Origin of the sequence: Gimesia panareensis, from assembly GCF_007748155.1 — a bacterium.
GTDB classification, from domain to species: domain Bacteria; phylum Planctomycetota; class Planctomycetia; order Planctomycetales; family Planctomycetaceae; genus Gimesia; species Gimesia panareensis.
This window is the reverse complement of the sequence record NZ_CP037421.1, coordinates 340,505-355,694: the sequence shown is the minus strand read 5'-3', so window position 1 is coordinate 355,694 and position 15,190 is coordinate 340,505. Positions and strand designations below refer to the sequence as shown.

Genomic DNA, 15,190 nt, shown 5'->3' with positions numbered 1-15,190 from the left:
TCATGCTCTGTGAAAAATTACTCATATTCCGCAGGCGCATTTTTCAGGACAATCGCGTAAAATGACAAAAGTCAGGCCCGAGCCAGCGCCTCCGGTGGAAGCGATTGGAACAGACGACCTCTGGCCGACAGTAGACAAATATTACAGGTAGTGTTTTCATTATGCGTGGCGAATCCGAAGTTCCCTCTTCAGATGACGGTTTTACCATCCCGGTTGCTGAACGAGTAAAGCGTTTACCCCCTTACCTTTTCGGAAAAATCAACAAGCTGAAATACCAGAAACGGGTGGCGGGAGTCGATGTCATTGATCTGGGAATGGGGAACCCTACGGACCCGCCAGATCCGTTGATTATCGAGAAAATGGCCGAGGCGGTCGCCGATCCGCGGAACCACCGCTATTCGGTCGCCAACGGGATTGCCAATCTGAGAAAAGAAGTGACGGCCCGCTACTGGAAAAAATATGGGGTCCGTCTCGATCCAGATTCGGAAGTGGTTGCGTGTATCGGCTCCAAAGAGGGCTTCAGCCACCTCTGTCTGGCGCTGATGGGCCCCGGCGACACCGCGATCGTTCCGTCCCCTTCCTTCCCGGTTCACGTGTACGCCGTGATGCTGGCCGCAGGAAACGTGATTGAACTCGATGTCCGCGAGCCGGACCAGTTTCTCTCGAACATCGCTTACACATGCGAACACCTGTACCCCAAACCCAAGGTTGTGGTCGTGAACTTCCCCCACAACCCGAGTGCCACCGTCATCGAACAGGATTTCTACGTCGAGCTGGTACGTCTGGCCCGGAAATACTCGTTCCTGGTCATCAGCGACTTCGCCTACGCCGACATCTGCTTTGACGGTTACAAGGCCCCCAGCTTCCTCGCCACTCCCGGTGCTTCGGAAGTCGGCGTTGAATTTACGACCATGAGTAAAGGCTACAGCATGGCCGGCTGGCGTATCGGCTTCTGCTCGGGGAATTCAGAGATGGTCCGCGCGCTCTCTACCATCAAAGGCTACTACGACTACGGCCTGTTCCAGCCGGTTCAGATCGCTGCGATTGTCGCGATGCGGCACTGTGAAGCAGCCGTCGACAGCATTGCTGCCGAATACCAGCAGCGGCGGGACGTCTTCTGCAGTGGTCTGGAGCGCCTGGGCTGGGAAATAGAACGCCCCAAAGCCGGCATGTTCGTCTGGGCCAAAATCCCTGAGCCGTGGGCTCAGATGGGATCAATGGATTTCGGAATGAAACTGCTGGACGAAGGGGGCGTGGCCGTCAGCCCTGGACGTGGATTTGGTGAAGACGGCGAAGGCTACCTGCGGATGGCCATCGTTGAAAATTCCCAACGGTTAAGGCAGGCCGTCAAGCAGATCGGTAAAGTGATGAAGTCGGAAGAAATCACCGCCGAGAAATAAACCGACAGAAAACTCCCGACCACGCACTCTGATCCAAACCAGGATCAGAGTGCTCAGGTCGCCTGTCGCTGATCGTCGATCGACTTCATAAAGCCCTCGATCTGGTTGTCAGCCAGCTCAATTTTGCCTGCATCCGGACCAATGCGAATCCCGGTCCGCTGCATCGGCTGACGTTGTTCGCTGATCTGATTCTCTTTGATGACCAGGTCCGAAGTGCGCCCCGTAATATCGATGGCCACACCATTGGCGGCACCGCTGTTGATGATCTGATTTTTGACCACCGTATTCCGGTTGGCCCAGAAGTTCTTGCCGCGGGCATCATTGCGGAACAGAATCCCGACTTCTTTGCTGTCGGCAACGATATTCTCGCGCATCACATTGTCGGTATCGTTATGACCGATGGAGATGCCGATATCGTTTCCGGTCAGCTGGTTCTTTTCTGCCAGTCCGAATTTCACACCCCAGCACCAGAACAGTCCGATATGATTGCGTTCAAAGCGGCTATTCTGAATCAGGGGCCGCTGTGCCCCGGAACCGGGGTGCACACCCAGGCCGGCGTGATCATGACTGTGACAGTTTTCGACTTTCACGTCATGACAGATCTGAAAGCTGATGCCGTCCCCGTTGTAGTTGCGCGCAGTCACATCCCGGATCGTGTAGCGATTGCAGTCCTGCAGAAAGATACAGCCGCCATAATTCCCGTTCAGGTTGGTATTGTTTTTTCGATTGCCGTCCAGCGTCAGATTTTCAATCACGACGTTACGGGTATACTCGCTGGTGAGTAACGGGAACAGTGAAGAGACCGTCGGCTTCCCGGAGAGCCAGACATTTTTTCGCAGTCCGTCATTCAGCTTGAAGCGGTTCCCCGAGCGGGCCACGAGCGTACGTTTAATCACATCCTGTCCGCCGGTACTCGGATTTTTTGTCACCAGCACGACACCATCACCCACCTGAAAACCGGCCGACTTCTCGAGAGTAATTTCCTGATCGTACCAGTCCGAATCTTCGGAGACTACAACAGTTTCCGACGGACCTTTCGTGATGATTGTCTCGGAACCACTTCCCAGCAGCCGGATATTTGACGGCAGATGCAGGGCATTCCGCAATGTAAACGTACCGGGCAGAATCTTTACGGTGCCGCCCCCTTTGCCCGCGATATAATCGATGGCAGCCTGCAATGCTTTATCACTGTTCCCTGTGATATCACCTTTTTCGGTTCCTACAGAGATGGAGAGACGCTCATCCCAGTCTGGTTCGAACCGCTGATCTCCGTCGGTGGCCCGCGGATGCTTCACCGCTGGTGGCTTACCCAGAGCACTCCCGGCAGCGATAGACCCCAATCCGGTCGCGAGTGTAGCCCCCAGAAACTGGCGACGAGAGAAGGACGATGAACTCATAATAGACTCCGGGAGAAGGTGACGGACGGACTTAGTTAACACTCTTAATAATCAGTCTCCCTCAAGCAGACTCCCAGTTCAAGAGAAATCTTCTCCAAATGAGGAATCGCCTCGAAGCACTTGCCCTGTCGGCCGTCTGCCTGTCACTTTCAGACACGCAGGCTCATCGGTGTCGTGATTCTTTTCCGTAAATCACAGAGAGGGGAATCAACGTAATCTGTGATTCTGCCAGTCCGTTATTTTTGGTGCGATCTCCGGCACAATGCCCGAGCAGCACGCCGTCCTTCGTGAATTCTATCGCGGTATAACAATACCACCCGTTCGGATTGTCTTCCACGTTCTGAATCTGCTGCCAGGTCTGTCCCTCGTCTTTCGAGATCGCAACCGTCAACGGAGTTCGCTTTCCGCGCAGTTCCGGGCGGATGTCCTGGTGATTATTCCAGACAAGCAGCAGGTCCCCGGTAGAGGGAATGCGTTCAATAGACGCAGGGGAGACGGGAGAGATGATATTCGAGGGTTTGAGAGTGGAAAACGTCTTCCCGCCATCTTTCGATATCGCCACATACTGGCTGCCACCATTCGTTCGGCAGAATCCCATAATGGTACCATCCTTGAGTTCAACAATTCCCGGTTCCTGCATATAAGGTTGCTTCTTGCCGGGTTGCGTTTCGACTTCAGCCGCCTCTCCGCGGGACCAGTTCTTCCCCCCATCGTCCGAGTAATAGCAGAGGAAGCGGGCATTGGGATTGAACCGGTTCGAGCCGGGCAGATTCTCGTGCAGTGCCAGCGGCAGAACGAGTCGACCCTTTTTCAACTGGATCACCCGGTCATTATTCATGACATAGTAACCGACCTCCGACTCAGGAATGATTTCCGTCGCTTCGCTCCAGGTCGCTCCTTCATCACGACTGATACGCATCACCGGACGCAGATCATGAATGGAGTTTTTCCGCAGATAGAATAGAGCAATCGAACCGTCCTGCAGGCGGAGCAGCGAGACCGACATGATATTCTGTTGACCGTCGTTCTCCATAATCAACTTATCCTGATCAGTCCAGGTTTTGCCTCCGTCCGCAGAAAAACGACCTGCGAGACAGGCGGATGAATGATCTGCCGCACCGCCGGTGAAATGAGTGTAGACAAACAGGATGCGACCATCTTTCAGCGTGATGAAGTCCCCTTCACTGTTACGGGGATTATCGCCTGCAGGAGGCAACTGCAGTGCCCGCTTTGCTTTGCCATTCTCTGCCAGGGAACTGGATGCTTTCTCACCGGCACTCAGAAAAGTCACTGGCAGCAAACCTGCCAGCATGATGATCCCAGCGAACTTGAGGACTCTCATCAGAAATACCTGCTTTCTATTCATTGATCGTTTCGACAGTCCGAGTGAGCGATAATCAACTTTGGCGATTTAAATTAATGGAGTTTATTTACTGGCCTCTTTGATTGGACTGAAAGCAGTTCTGTTCTTCAAGCAGCGGGCTTTTGATTTTGTTGTTTTCCCGGTAAATGTCATAAGCGACTGTCTGTCGGAGAGTTAGTATTATTCGGTCTGTGACCGGATGAGGCGCGTCAGAGCCCTGTATTCCAGCGCTCCGAGTACAGGTCGGGGCGGATCCGGCTCCTGTTCGTGCCTGAGTTAAAAACCTCAAAAAAATCAGTTCCACATAAACACATGTAACGGCTCAAGATAGACCCCGCATGTGCCACGGCGCGTTTCGAATTCTCAAAAATTTGTTGACAATTTTTTATTCTGGTTTTAAATGGAAGATGCTTTTACAACAGTTCAAATGGGTTTTCGCCCCGGATAAGTGAGTCTTTTCCTGTCAGTTCTGACAGTTAATGTGACGTGAAATATATATCCCTTATTCTTATCTGAACTCTAAATCGCGCTTCATCGCTGTCTGAAATTTGCGTTCGCACAGATTGTTCTCACTTCTATCGTACTCAATGCTGTGTGCATGCTGAGTTTCGCTTCGCCAATAGCCGGGAAAGAGTCGGATGAGAGTAAGAGAAGTTCTTTATTTCTCTTATTTCACTTTAATCTCCGGAGGTGAAGATGAAACGGCTCACAAGACACAAGCGAGGTTTTACCCTGATTGAACTGCTGGTGGTTATCGCCATTATCGCGATTCTCATCGCTCTGCTGCTCCCTGCAGTTCAGTCCGCACGAGAAGCGGCCCGGCGTTCCACCTGTAAAAACAATCTGAAACAAATTGGACTGGCGCTACACAATTATCATGATGCCCACCGCGTTTTCCCCATTGGTGCCAACAATATCGGCAGTGGGAATTTCGTAGACGTAAACCCTCAGCCAACTCTGGCTTTAAATCATACAGGCTGGTTGCTGCTCCTTCCCTTCCTGGATCAGGCGCCCCTGTATAACAAATTCAATTTGAATATCGCCACCAATGGTCATTACGGCCCCCCTTCCAGTTCAACACCCAACTCCATAACGGGGGTTGCAGGGGGCTGGCCTAATGCCAACAGTTCGCTGGTGCAGGTCAAACTGCCTGTACTGCTCTGCCCCTCCGACGAAGGGGAAGACATCGAAGTCCGAACAGATGCCGCAAATTACATCGCCAGACATGCGAGATGTAACTATCTGTTCTGTGCGGGCGGTCATGGAAATGGCTGGTCCGGGGGTCGACTCTGGGTCATCTACAAAACCAGTGCCAGCAACCTGGCAGACGGACGGACCGGAATCCGTTATCGCGGTATGTTTGGATACAATGGTGCTGCCAAAATCAAGGATATTAAAGACGGTACCAGTGTGACCATCGCGGTTTGCGAAGGATCAATTAACAACCGTACCAACGATGCTTACACACCAATCTGGGCCGGCTATCGTCGCTATGGCACTTTCGCAGTCAACCACCCCAATATTGATGCGAATCACATCAATAACGCCCGGTACCACATCAATGGCCCCCTGCATGTGCCTGGCATGACCGGCTCCGGCTCGACAGCGGATAACCGACATCATGTGGGTGTCGCCTCCAGCGTCCATGAAGGGGGGATTCATGTCTTAATGGGAGACGGCTCGGTCCGTTTCCTGTCAGAAAACATGGATAAAAATACCTATGCCCTCCTGACTCGTATCAATGACAGCCAGGTTCTGGGCGAGTATTAATCCCCGGATTCATTCTCCTGTTCAATCCTTAGTTAACCCGCTCGTTAAAATCTGAGCCCGGCGCGTCATGCGCCGGGCTACAAGTTAAAGGAGAAGATTGTGAAACACCTTCACAAATTTCTGCCCTGTTTGCTCTGTCTCTGTGGCTTAATCTGGGTTGCCGGCTGTTCCAATGGTTCAGAAGCATCACCCGATGCGGAAAAGCCCGTTGAAGTCGGTGATGAAGGGTCACTGGCACTGCCACCGGAATAACCTCACTCTCTCAAGGTTTTTACTGATCACTGAATCACAAACAGAAGCCGGCTGTCTTCCCTCAATCTGGAGCAGCCGGTTTTTTCTTTTCCGGAATCACAATTTCACATATTTTCTCAACGCATTCACAACTCCCTGTCCCCCAACATTTTTCCGTCCTGGAAATTCTATCATTCGATCTGCTCTGAAAAATTAATTGATTTTTTTCGAAACAATTACGCGGTTCGAAAGTTCATTAGAGGCAGATTTCAATTTCCGCTGTATTGACTGGCTCCACTCTGGATGACCAGACCGGTCGGAGTGCCTGAATCGTCTCCAGTCTATTACAGCGCTCGCGATTCGCTGAACAGTTTCTCCATTGAATTCATTCTGAATGAAGTGGTTTTCGGTTTCTCATTTATCTCATTTCTGAAAGAGAACTTCCATGAAGCGGATACGTAGACTAAGGCCCGGCTTTACCCTGATTGAACTGCTGGTGGTCATCGCCATCATTGCAATTCTGATTGCGCTGCTGCTACCTGCTGTCCAGCAGGCACGCGAAGCCGCCAGACGATCGACCTGCAAAAACAACCTGAAACAGATCGGACTGGCACTCCACAATTACCATGAAGCACATGGTGTCTTTCCTCTCGGCTCTACGAATGCGGGCAGCACTGTCATGCCCACCAATGCCAATATTACGCTGGCATTAAACCACACTGGCTGGCTGCACCTGCTCCCCTATCTGGACCAGGCTCCCTTATACAACCAGTTCAACTTAAACATCGCCACCAATGGGCATTACCGGGGACTGTATACCGGAGTTGTCGGGGGCTGGCCCAATGCCAACAGCCCGCTGGTGCAGACCATCATCCCGATCCTGCTCTGTCCGTCTGATGAAGGGGAAGATATCGAAGTCAGAACGGACGCGGACGGCTTCATCGCCAGCCATGCCCGGGCCAACTACCTGTTCTGTGCGGGCGGCCATGGAAACGGCTGGGTCGATAACCAGATCTGGTCTGTCTACAAAGACAGCGCCAGCAATCTGGCGAGCGGTAAAACCGGAATCAAATATCGTGGAATGTTTGGGCATAATGGCGCAGCCAAAATCAAAGATGTCAGAGACGGATTAAGTCAGACCATCTCGGTTTGCGAAGGCGCCATCCAGGGAAGGTCTGACGATGCCTACTCGCCGATCTGGGCCGGTTATCGCCGCCATGGCACCTTTGCCGTCAATCACCCGAACATTGACCCCAACCACATCAACAACGCCCGGTACCATATCAATGGTCCCCTGCACGTACCTGGCATGACCGGCTCTGGAACGACTGCAGACAACCGTCATTACGTCAACGTCGCTTCCAGCGTCCATGAAGGTGGGATTCATGTTTTAATGGGAGATGGTGCAGTTCGCTTCCTCACCGAAAACATGGATAAAGATACCTATGCCCTGCTGACAAGAATCAATGACGCGCAGGTATTAGGTGAATACTGACCGATTGCCCTATCCTGACCAGCCCAGAGAGATCTTCCGGTTCAGACACAACAACCCCCGTGGAGATCTCCGTCTGGTCACTTCACCGTTACAGGAGAATTTCATGATACGAATGATACGAATGATATCCCTGCGAATAAAACAAGGCAGCATCTTCAGCCTGATTCTGCTGCTGGCACTGGCAGGCTGCTCGAAAGGCGCCCCCGAAGATTCTGTTGACAGCAAACCTCCCGAAATGATGGGAGACGAAGGCAAGATGGTCCCGCCTCCGTAAAGAGTACCGCTTTTACATCAAAACAGGGCAGACCCTGCTTGAGTCTGCCCTGTTCAAAACGGGGACCAGTGCTGTCCGTTTTCAGATTCTGCTGAGTCAGTGTGCTCCGTGCAGAATGATTATTTTTTCCCTTTGATTTCAAATTTGAAAGGTTCGTTTGTTTTACCAACTGTCGCAGTGAGCGGCGACGATTTGGGATCGTTGTACATATCGGGAAGTTGATTCATGGCTCCGACATCGGCTGCCATCTCTTCACCCCCGATGGGACTTCCATCCGGCTTTACCAGACGGGTTACCAGGACGCGATAAGTCCCTTCTGCAACACCATCACGCTGGTCACGATCTTTAAGCGTGAACTTACCAGAGGCATCCGTGGCGCCAAATCCGCCATTCCCCTTTGTGGTCCCTTCCGGGAAAAAAGTAACTGAGACACCCTGAACAGCCTCTCCGTCAACGGTCACTGTTCCACTCACGGGGTAGACGTCCAGCGTATTTTCACTGGCACCACCGCCACATCCTGTAAGACAGAGGAATAAAGCACTCAAAAGAAGTCGATTGTAACGCATTTACCTGATATCCTGTCCTGTCAGTAAATCAAAAGATTGAAAGACTTGAGAAAGAAGAAGTGTAGAAACAGACCACGGGCGAAATCACATCACCCGTGGTCTTGTTGATATGTCATCAACAGATCCGCATCAGAGCTTAGAATTCTCCGATCGGGTTTCCATCAGAAATATAAGCCAGATTGTTGCGGGTTGTGGCATCGATGTTTTCACTGATGAAGCGGACGGCACCGTCACCCATCAGAACATGAGCACCACCAGTGTGCAGGCTGCCGACCGTGGACCAGTCACCCAGTCGACCGGGACCTGTAGGACGCGCGAAGGGAGGTGAGTCCCAGGAGCAGCAGGGCCACCAGTTAATCCCGCGTGAGTACGTCAGGTCGACCCCGTGTCCAACCCATTTTGCATGTCCCCAGGTCTGGGAAACACCGTTGTAGGTCCAACGCAAAGTCTCAGCGACGGCTACTGTGTTACTCATCCCGTCCTTGACATCGCGAATCTGGGAGCAACCATCAATACCAAACATCCGACGTGAAGTACGGCTTTCTGTGTTCCAGATACTGGCTGAACTGGAAGTTCTTCGCGTACTGAAATCGTAGTTTGTGTAAGCCGCATACTGGCTGGAACTGCCGGGTGCGATCGCGTAGTGAGGACTGGTGGTAGAACGATAATGCGTATCGTTGTCGTCAGAAGGACACATGAACGCAGGAATGATTCTGGAGATCACCTGATCGTTCGCATTTCCAGCAGATCCCGGCAACAGGTTGCCTGGAACTGGTTTTGCGGTGGGAGCCCCGGTACTGGCTGCCAGGCTGAAGTTGAACTTGTTGTACAGAGGAGCCTGATCAATGTAAGGCAAAATCAGCAACCAGCCCCGATGATTCAGGCCAAATGCATGACTGGCAGAACCCGATGTAATACTGTGTGCATGAGACACAGAATAAGGGAAGCACTTGTGTGCATCGTGATAGTTGTGAAGCGCCAGGCCAATCTGTTTCAGATTGTTCTTACAGGTTGAGCGTCGAGCCGCTTCACGGGCCTGCTGAACGGCAGGCAACAGGAGGGCGATCAAAATCGCGATAATCGCGATCACGACCAGAAGTTCGATAAGTGTGAATCCGCGTCTACTTTTGAGCTGCAGCATTTTCCACCTCCGGAAAAAAAGAAATGAAGTGAGGTATAAATACGCTTTAGTGCACAGGCTCAAACAAAAGTGAATGCGTAATTGTCTAACTGATTCTTAACATGGAATTGGTACAAGAAAAAATGGTGAATCAACAATCACACAGCTTAAGATTGTATGTGCCGACACTAAGAACTTAGTGAATACTGAAACAACACACGAAATTATGATTAGACGTTTATTAAACTCAGATGGGAAATCATCTCTATTCTTGGATATGAAGAGATGGTTAATAAGAATTATTATGTTATTGTCCCTCCAAATTTGTCAAAACAAATTTGTGAAGTTCATTTATTTTTTTACAATTAAAGGGAAGAAGTGTGTATTGTTTCTCACGGACTGAGAGGTAGTCCGCATTGCAGGGATTGCAGATTTTCGCTGTGAAATCGCATGAAAAGCAGGCCATAACCACCTACCACAATGCCACTTAGCGTTTTCAATCACAGAAAGATGGGGTAGGAGATCCCTTGATCTGATTGAACTTCCAGGGACCTGAGAAACAAAGAAAACGACCACCGGTCCTCTCCCGGATCCACTGACCTGATTTCATAATCAGCTGAAATTCAAGGTGGACACTGACGCTGTGACTGTCGCAATGAGACGGATAGATTTCGCGGTTTGGTTCAATCCTGATACTGCTACATTCCCTGGCCGGTAGAAGTGGACCTTCTCCGTTCTGCAGATTTATCTTCTCCCGCCTTTGATTTCAAAGAGACCGCGGGGGAAATGGCTCCCCCCGTGGTCCAGCTGGTATGTCAGCCAACCAACTCAGAAACAGAGCTTAGAATTCTCCGATCGGGTTACCATCAGAAATATAAGCCAACCGGTTACGAGTGGTGGCATCAATGTTTTCACTGATGAAACGGACGGCACCGTCACCCATCAGAACATGCGCACCGCCGGTGTGCAGACTGCCGACGGTGGACCAGTCACCCAGTCGACCGGGACCTGTAGGACGCTGGAAGGGAGGTGAGTCCCAGGAGCAGCAGGGCCACCAGTTAATCCCGCGGGAATACGTCAGGTCGACCCCCATACCAACCCATTTGGTGTAACCCCAGGTCTGGGAAACGCCATTGTAAGTCCAGCGCAAAGTCTCGGCGACAGCGACGGTATTACTCGTACCATCTTTGACGTCACGAATCCGACAACAGCCCTCGAGACCGAACATTCGACGGGAACTCCGACTTTGTACCTGCCAGTTGTACCCCGTGCTGGAAAATCTCTGGACACTGAAATCATAGTTTGTGTAGGCACCGTAGCGTGAAGTGCTGCCACTCGCAATTGAATAGTTGGAGCTGCTATTGCTCCGATAGTGCGTGTCATTATCGTCGGAAGGGCACATGAAAGCCGGGATGATTCTACTGACAACCTGATCGTTCGTGTTCCCCGCTGACCCGGGGGCCAGACCGCCGGGCATCGATAACCCGTTTAATCGAGCACTGCTGGCAGCCAGGCTGAAATTAAACTTATTGTAGAGAGGAGCCTGATCGATATAGGGGAGCACCAGTAGCCAGCCTTTATGGTTGAGTGCATAAGCGGGTTTCCCTGTACTCGCCGTTATGCTGGAATCGTGCGATGCCGCATAAGGAAAACATTTATGAGCATCGTGGTAATTGTGTAGAGCCAGTCCAATTTGTTTCAGGTTGTTTTTACAGGTTGAACGCCGTGCGGCTTCCCGGGCCTGTTGGACAGCAGGCAACAACAGGGCGATGAGAATTGCAATGATGGCAATCACCACCAGAAGTTCGATCAGTGTGAATCCGTGTCTTTTTTTGAGCTGTAGCATTTTCCACCTCCGGAAGAAAGAAAAGAAATGAGGTATTAATACGCTAGAAGTGCTCGGCTCAAACAAAAAATGTATGTCTGATTGCTTAACTGATTCGTGACAGGGGGGAGTGAATCGGAGAGAAGACGGAGAATCAACTCAGGCACAACATCAAATTGCATGTGCCGACACTAAGAACTTAGTGAATTCTGAAAGAACACAAATGGAATCGAAGATAAGTCGATTTATCAGACGGGCAGCTATCTCAATTCAGATATGAAGAGACAATTAATAATTTTATTATCTTAAGATTGATTCGAATTTGTCAAAACAAATCTCTGGGGTTCGTTAATTTTTTTAATATTTCACCGTAGCGATGTGAGCCTGCCCTCTAAAGCCACAAAGACAGCCTGATTTAACTGTTTTAACAGCATGTCGTAACTGATTGCAGGTCAGCCTGACTGGCACTCACAGGTCGTTCTGCCAGGCTCAAGTGATGGAGAGATTTGTACTTGGTTGATTAATAAAAAAAGGGAGGTTGGTACCAACCTCCCAGCATTTCACTCACAGAATCAGAATCTGACAGGAAAGAATTCGGAATTCATTCTTCCCCTCTTCGCGCTGACTTACTTTGATTTAATTTCGTAATCCAAAGTCACCGATGGTGCTTTGACTGTGGCGATCGTCAGATTCATCTCCCGATTGGGGTTTGTGTATTTATCCGGCAGCAACTGGACTGCTCCCACATCAGCGGCATCCTTCCCTTCCGGAATAGGGCTCCCGTCCGGCAGTCCCATCATCGAAAAGGTCACAACGTATTCCCCTGCTTCAATTCCCGGCTGGTTGCTGCGGTGCGTCAGCGTATATTTTCCATCTTTGTCGGTCACGCCATACCCACCTGTTCCGGTGGTATTTTTCCCCGGATTAAAAATGACCGTGATATTGGCTTTCGGCTCGCCATCCAGTTTGACTGTCCCCGTCACTGGAATGAGTTCATCGGGTACTTCGGCAGAATGACCACCACAGCCACTCAGCATGGCAGCGGTCATCAGGAGAATGGCAATCTGTCTGTTCGGTTTCAACATTCAACTCACTTTCACTTTGATTCAGATCTGAAATTCTGCATTCCTCAGCCAGTAGAACCGCACTGAGAAACAGACCTCATCTGTATTTGGCCCGGAGAGAAAAGAATAAAACAGACCTCCTCTGTCCGGTTCAGGGACGGAGGAGGCTGACAGTAAACGTTTTGGCAAAGAGAATTAGAATTCTCCCAAGATATTCCCGTCTGAAATATTTGCCAGATTGTTCCGGGTCGTCGTATCGATATTCTCGCTGACAAACCGGACTGCACCATCACCCATCAGCACATGCAGACCACCGGTATGCGTGCTGCCGGGATCTCCCCATTCTCCCAGACGACCAGGCTGAAACTGCGCCATCGGAGGAGTTCTCCAGGTGCAGCAACGAAATTCATTAATGCCCCGGCTCGATTTGAAATTGGTCCCCAGACCAACGTGTGAAGCTGCTGCCCAGGACTGGCACTCACCATCGTCAACATCCAGCGTGGTTTCCACGACGGCCACCGTATTGCTGGTACCATCTTTGATATCACGAATCTGGCAGTTCGAGTTGATCCCAAACATGGCGCGGGTGGTTTTACCTTCCAGAGTCCACATGTTACAGGCCCCCGTGTCGTGGGCATTGGTGACGCTGAAACCATAACTCGTGCGGGCCGAGTTTGCGGCCCCGGTTCCATATGCGGAACTGGCAGGCGCATAAACGGCACCACCATCATCGGAAGGGCAAATCAGAATGGGAATGATATTTGTTCCCAGAACCGCATTTCCACTGGCAACCGCACCACCACCTGCGAGAGGCTGCGGGCTGTTTCCCGAATCCTTCCGATCACCGGTGGCAGCACTGAAATTGTACTTATTGTACAAAGGGGCCTGATCCATAAAGGGAAGCAGGTACAACCAGCCGGTGTGATTTGTGATCAAAGTCCCTGTCCCTGCATCACAGGTACCGGGGTTCGATGTCGCGTAAGGAAACACGCGATGAGTGTCGTGATAGTTGTGTAATGCCAGCCCGACCTGTTTCAGGTTGTTTTTACATGTCGAGCGGCGGGCTGCTTCCCGCGCCTGTTGCACAGCGGGCAACAGCAAGGCAATCAGGATGGCGATGATGGCAATTACCACCAGAAGTTCGATCAGCGTGAAGCCACGCTTTCGGAATGTTTGTCGCATTTGTCATCTCCAGAAATAGATAGAAACAGAAATAAGACTTGGGTTTATGACATCAATTCAGAATTGAATTTTTTAAGACGACTAACTAAACACTGATAAACGCACGAAAGTTTCGCATAAAAATTAAGGAGACATAAAAATCTAATATTCTCTCAAAAGCAGAGATTGAGGTATTCGCCCTTTAATATTTAGGTTTAGTAATTATTGGGTGATCGTGTTTTCCTTGTCAACAAAAATTGCATTATTCCCCTGAAAACAAAAGACTTACTATAAATTCGCTGCCTGAGCTGTGATCCAACCGGACAATCAAATCCGGACAGATCACAGCCTGCAAAAGCCTTCATTAAAATTCGCCCAGGGGATTTCCATCGGAAATATTGGCCAGATTGAGACGCGTGTTCGTATCAATATTTTCGCTGATAAAACGGACGGCTCCATCCGCCAGCAGGACATGCATCCCGCCGGTATGTGTACTTCCCGGCTCGCCCCATTCTCCCAGTCGCCCTGGCTGAAACTGTGCATTGGGAGGCGTTCGCCAGCCGCAGCAACGGAACTGATTAATACCCCTGCTCGCTTTCAGCATGGTTCCCATCCCCACGTGCGAGGAAGCAGACCAGATCTGGCATTCTCCGTCATCGACATCCAGGGTTGTCTCTGCGACGGCCACCGTGTTACTGGTCCCATCTTTGATGTCACGAATTTTACAGTTGGAATTTGTGCCAAACATAGCACGATTTGTCTTACTTTCATTCACCCAGTAAGTGCAGCCCCCTCCCCAGAACTCACCGGTCGTAACACTGAATCCGTAGCTGGTCCGGGCTGAGTGGGCTACACCGGTTCCATAATTCGTATCAGCCCCCGGATAGGTCGCACCTCCATCATCGGAGGGACAAATGAGAATGGGAATGACATGGGTCCCCAACTGAGCATTTCCACTGGCGATCGCGCCACCCCCGGCCAGGGTATTCGACGTCTTGTTATGTTGCCCGGTTGCTGCACTGAAATTGAACTGGTTATACAGGGGTGCCTGATCCATAAAAGGCAGCAGATAGAGCCAGCCGGTATGGTTCGTAATGGTCGCCGTTGAGATGGCAGGAACACAGTTACCAGGATTGGCAGTCGCGTAAGGAAAGACCCGATGCGTATCGTGGTAGTTGTGCAACGCCAGGCCGACCTGTTTCAGATTATTCTTACACGTGGAGCGACGAGCTGCTTCCCGGGCCTGCTGGACGGCAGGGAGTAATAAAGCAATCAGAATCGCAATGATGGCAATCACCACCAGAAGTTCAATTAATGTAAAACCGCGCCAGTGTGAGCGATGTTTCATAGCAGCCTCCAGTTCTCGGATATCTTTAAAATCGAATATTAATCAGTATTCCGTTGCTGCAAGTCTGTGATAAACGCTTCGATCAGGCAGCACTGTTCTCAAAATATTGCCAGGGATTAAATCTGTGCAGGCCGTCAGTAACTGTAGCGCAAGGTAAGAATGCCGGTCGGCAGCAG

13 protein-coding genes are annotated in these 15,190 nt (G+C 50.8%); 5 read left to right on the top strand and 8 right to left on the bottom strand.

Annotation, left to right across the window (positions count from 1 at the left end):
* Window positions 1-161 precede the first annotated feature (161 nt).
* Window positions 162-1,400 carry an aminotransferase class I/II-fold pyridoxal phosphate-dependent enzyme gene (locus tag Enr10x_RS01380; RefSeq protein WP_145103215.1) on the top strand — a complete coding sequence of 413 codons (1,239 nt, stop codon included), beginning with the start codon at window positions 162-164 and terminating at the stop codon, window positions 1,398-1,400.
* 53 nt (window positions 1,401-1,453) lie between these two features.
* On the opposite strand, the gene Enr10x_RS01375 is transcribed toward Enr10x_RS01380, so the two are convergent.
* Window positions 1,454-2,797, bottom strand: coding sequence for a right-handed parallel beta-helix repeat-containing protein (locus Enr10x_RS01375; protein ID WP_145447943.1), 1,344 nt, complete (start codon window positions 2,795-2,797; stop codon window positions 1,454-1,456).
* Window positions 2,798-2,960: 163 nt separating this feature from the next.
* Complete coding sequence (locus Enr10x_RS01370; RefSeq protein WP_145447942.1) at window positions 2,961-4,139, bottom strand: sialidase family protein; 1,179 nt, start codon at window positions 4,137-4,139, stop codon at window positions 2,961-2,963.
* A gap of 717 nt (window positions 4,140-4,856) precedes the next feature.
* On the opposite strand from Enr10x_RS01370, the gene Enr10x_RS01365 reads away from it, so the two are divergent.
* The 4 genes from Enr10x_RS01365 (at window position 4,857) to Enr10x_RS29800 (ending at window position 7,930) form a co-directional block, all read left to right on the top strand.
* Window positions 4,857-5,930, top strand: coding sequence for a DUF1559 domain-containing protein (locus Enr10x_RS01365; RefSeq protein WP_145103207.1), 1,074 nt, complete (start codon window positions 4,857-4,859; stop codon window positions 5,928-5,930).
* Window positions 5,931-6,029: 99 nt separating this feature from the next.
* Window positions 6,030-6,182 (top strand): hypothetical protein, encoded by a 153-nt coding sequence (locus tag Enr10x_RS29805; protein ID WP_197996351.1) that lies wholly within the window; start codon window positions 6,030-6,032, stop codon window positions 6,180-6,182.
* 424 nt (window positions 6,183-6,606) lie between these two features.
* On the top strand, window positions 6,607-7,656 hold the full coding sequence (locus tag Enr10x_RS01360) for a DUF1559 domain-containing protein (protein WP_145447941.1): 1,050 nt from the start codon (window positions 6,607-6,609) through the stop codon (window positions 7,654-7,656).
* A 103-nt stretch (window positions 7,657-7,759) separates the two neighbouring features.
* Window positions 7,760-7,930 carry a hypothetical protein gene (locus Enr10x_RS29800; RefSeq protein WP_197997446.1) on the top strand — a complete coding sequence of 57 codons (171 nt, stop codon included), beginning with the start codon at window positions 7,760-7,762 and terminating at the stop codon, window positions 7,928-7,930.
* Between the two features lie 119 nt (window positions 7,931-8,049).
* On the opposite strand, the gene Enr10x_RS01355 is transcribed toward Enr10x_RS29800, so the two are convergent.
* The 6 genes from Enr10x_RS01355 to Enr10x_RS01330 form a co-directional block, all read right to left on the bottom strand.
* Window positions 8,050-8,496: a peptidase associated/transthyretin-like domain-containing protein gene (locus Enr10x_RS01355; RefSeq protein WP_145103201.1), complete on the bottom strand. Its 447-nt coding sequence runs from the start codon at window positions 8,494-8,496 to the stop codon at window positions 8,050-8,052.
* Window positions 8,497-8,632: 136 nt separating this feature from the next.
* The gene (locus Enr10x_RS01350; protein WP_145103198.1) at window positions 8,633-9,637 is read right to left on the bottom strand and encodes a DUF1559 domain-containing protein; all 1,005 of its coding nucleotides are present in this window, start codon (window positions 9,635-9,637) and stop codon (window positions 8,633-8,635) included.
* 820 nt (window positions 9,638-10,457) lie between these two features.
* The gene (locus Enr10x_RS01345; protein ID WP_145103196.1) at window positions 10,458-11,462 is read right to left on the bottom strand and encodes a DUF1559 domain-containing protein; all 1,005 of its coding nucleotides are present in this window, start codon (window positions 11,460-11,462) and stop codon (window positions 10,458-10,460) included.
* Window positions 11,463-12,067: 605 nt separating this feature from the next.
* Window positions 12,068-12,526 (bottom strand): hypothetical protein, encoded by a 459-nt coding sequence (locus tag Enr10x_RS01340; RefSeq protein WP_145103194.1) that lies wholly within the window; start codon window positions 12,524-12,526, stop codon window positions 12,068-12,070.
* 174 nt (window positions 12,527-12,700) lie between these two features.
* A complete protein-coding gene (locus tag Enr10x_RS01335) occupies window positions 12,701-13,687 on the bottom strand; it encodes a DUF1559 domain-containing protein (RefSeq protein ID WP_145103190.1) in 987 nt (328 codons plus the stop codon).
* A 343-nt stretch (window positions 13,688-14,030) separates the two neighbouring features.
* A complete protein-coding gene (locus Enr10x_RS01330) occupies window positions 14,031-15,014 on the bottom strand; it encodes a DUF1559 domain-containing protein (RefSeq protein ID WP_145103187.1) in 984 nt (327 codons plus the stop codon).
* Window positions 15,015-15,190 lie beyond the last annotated feature (176 nt).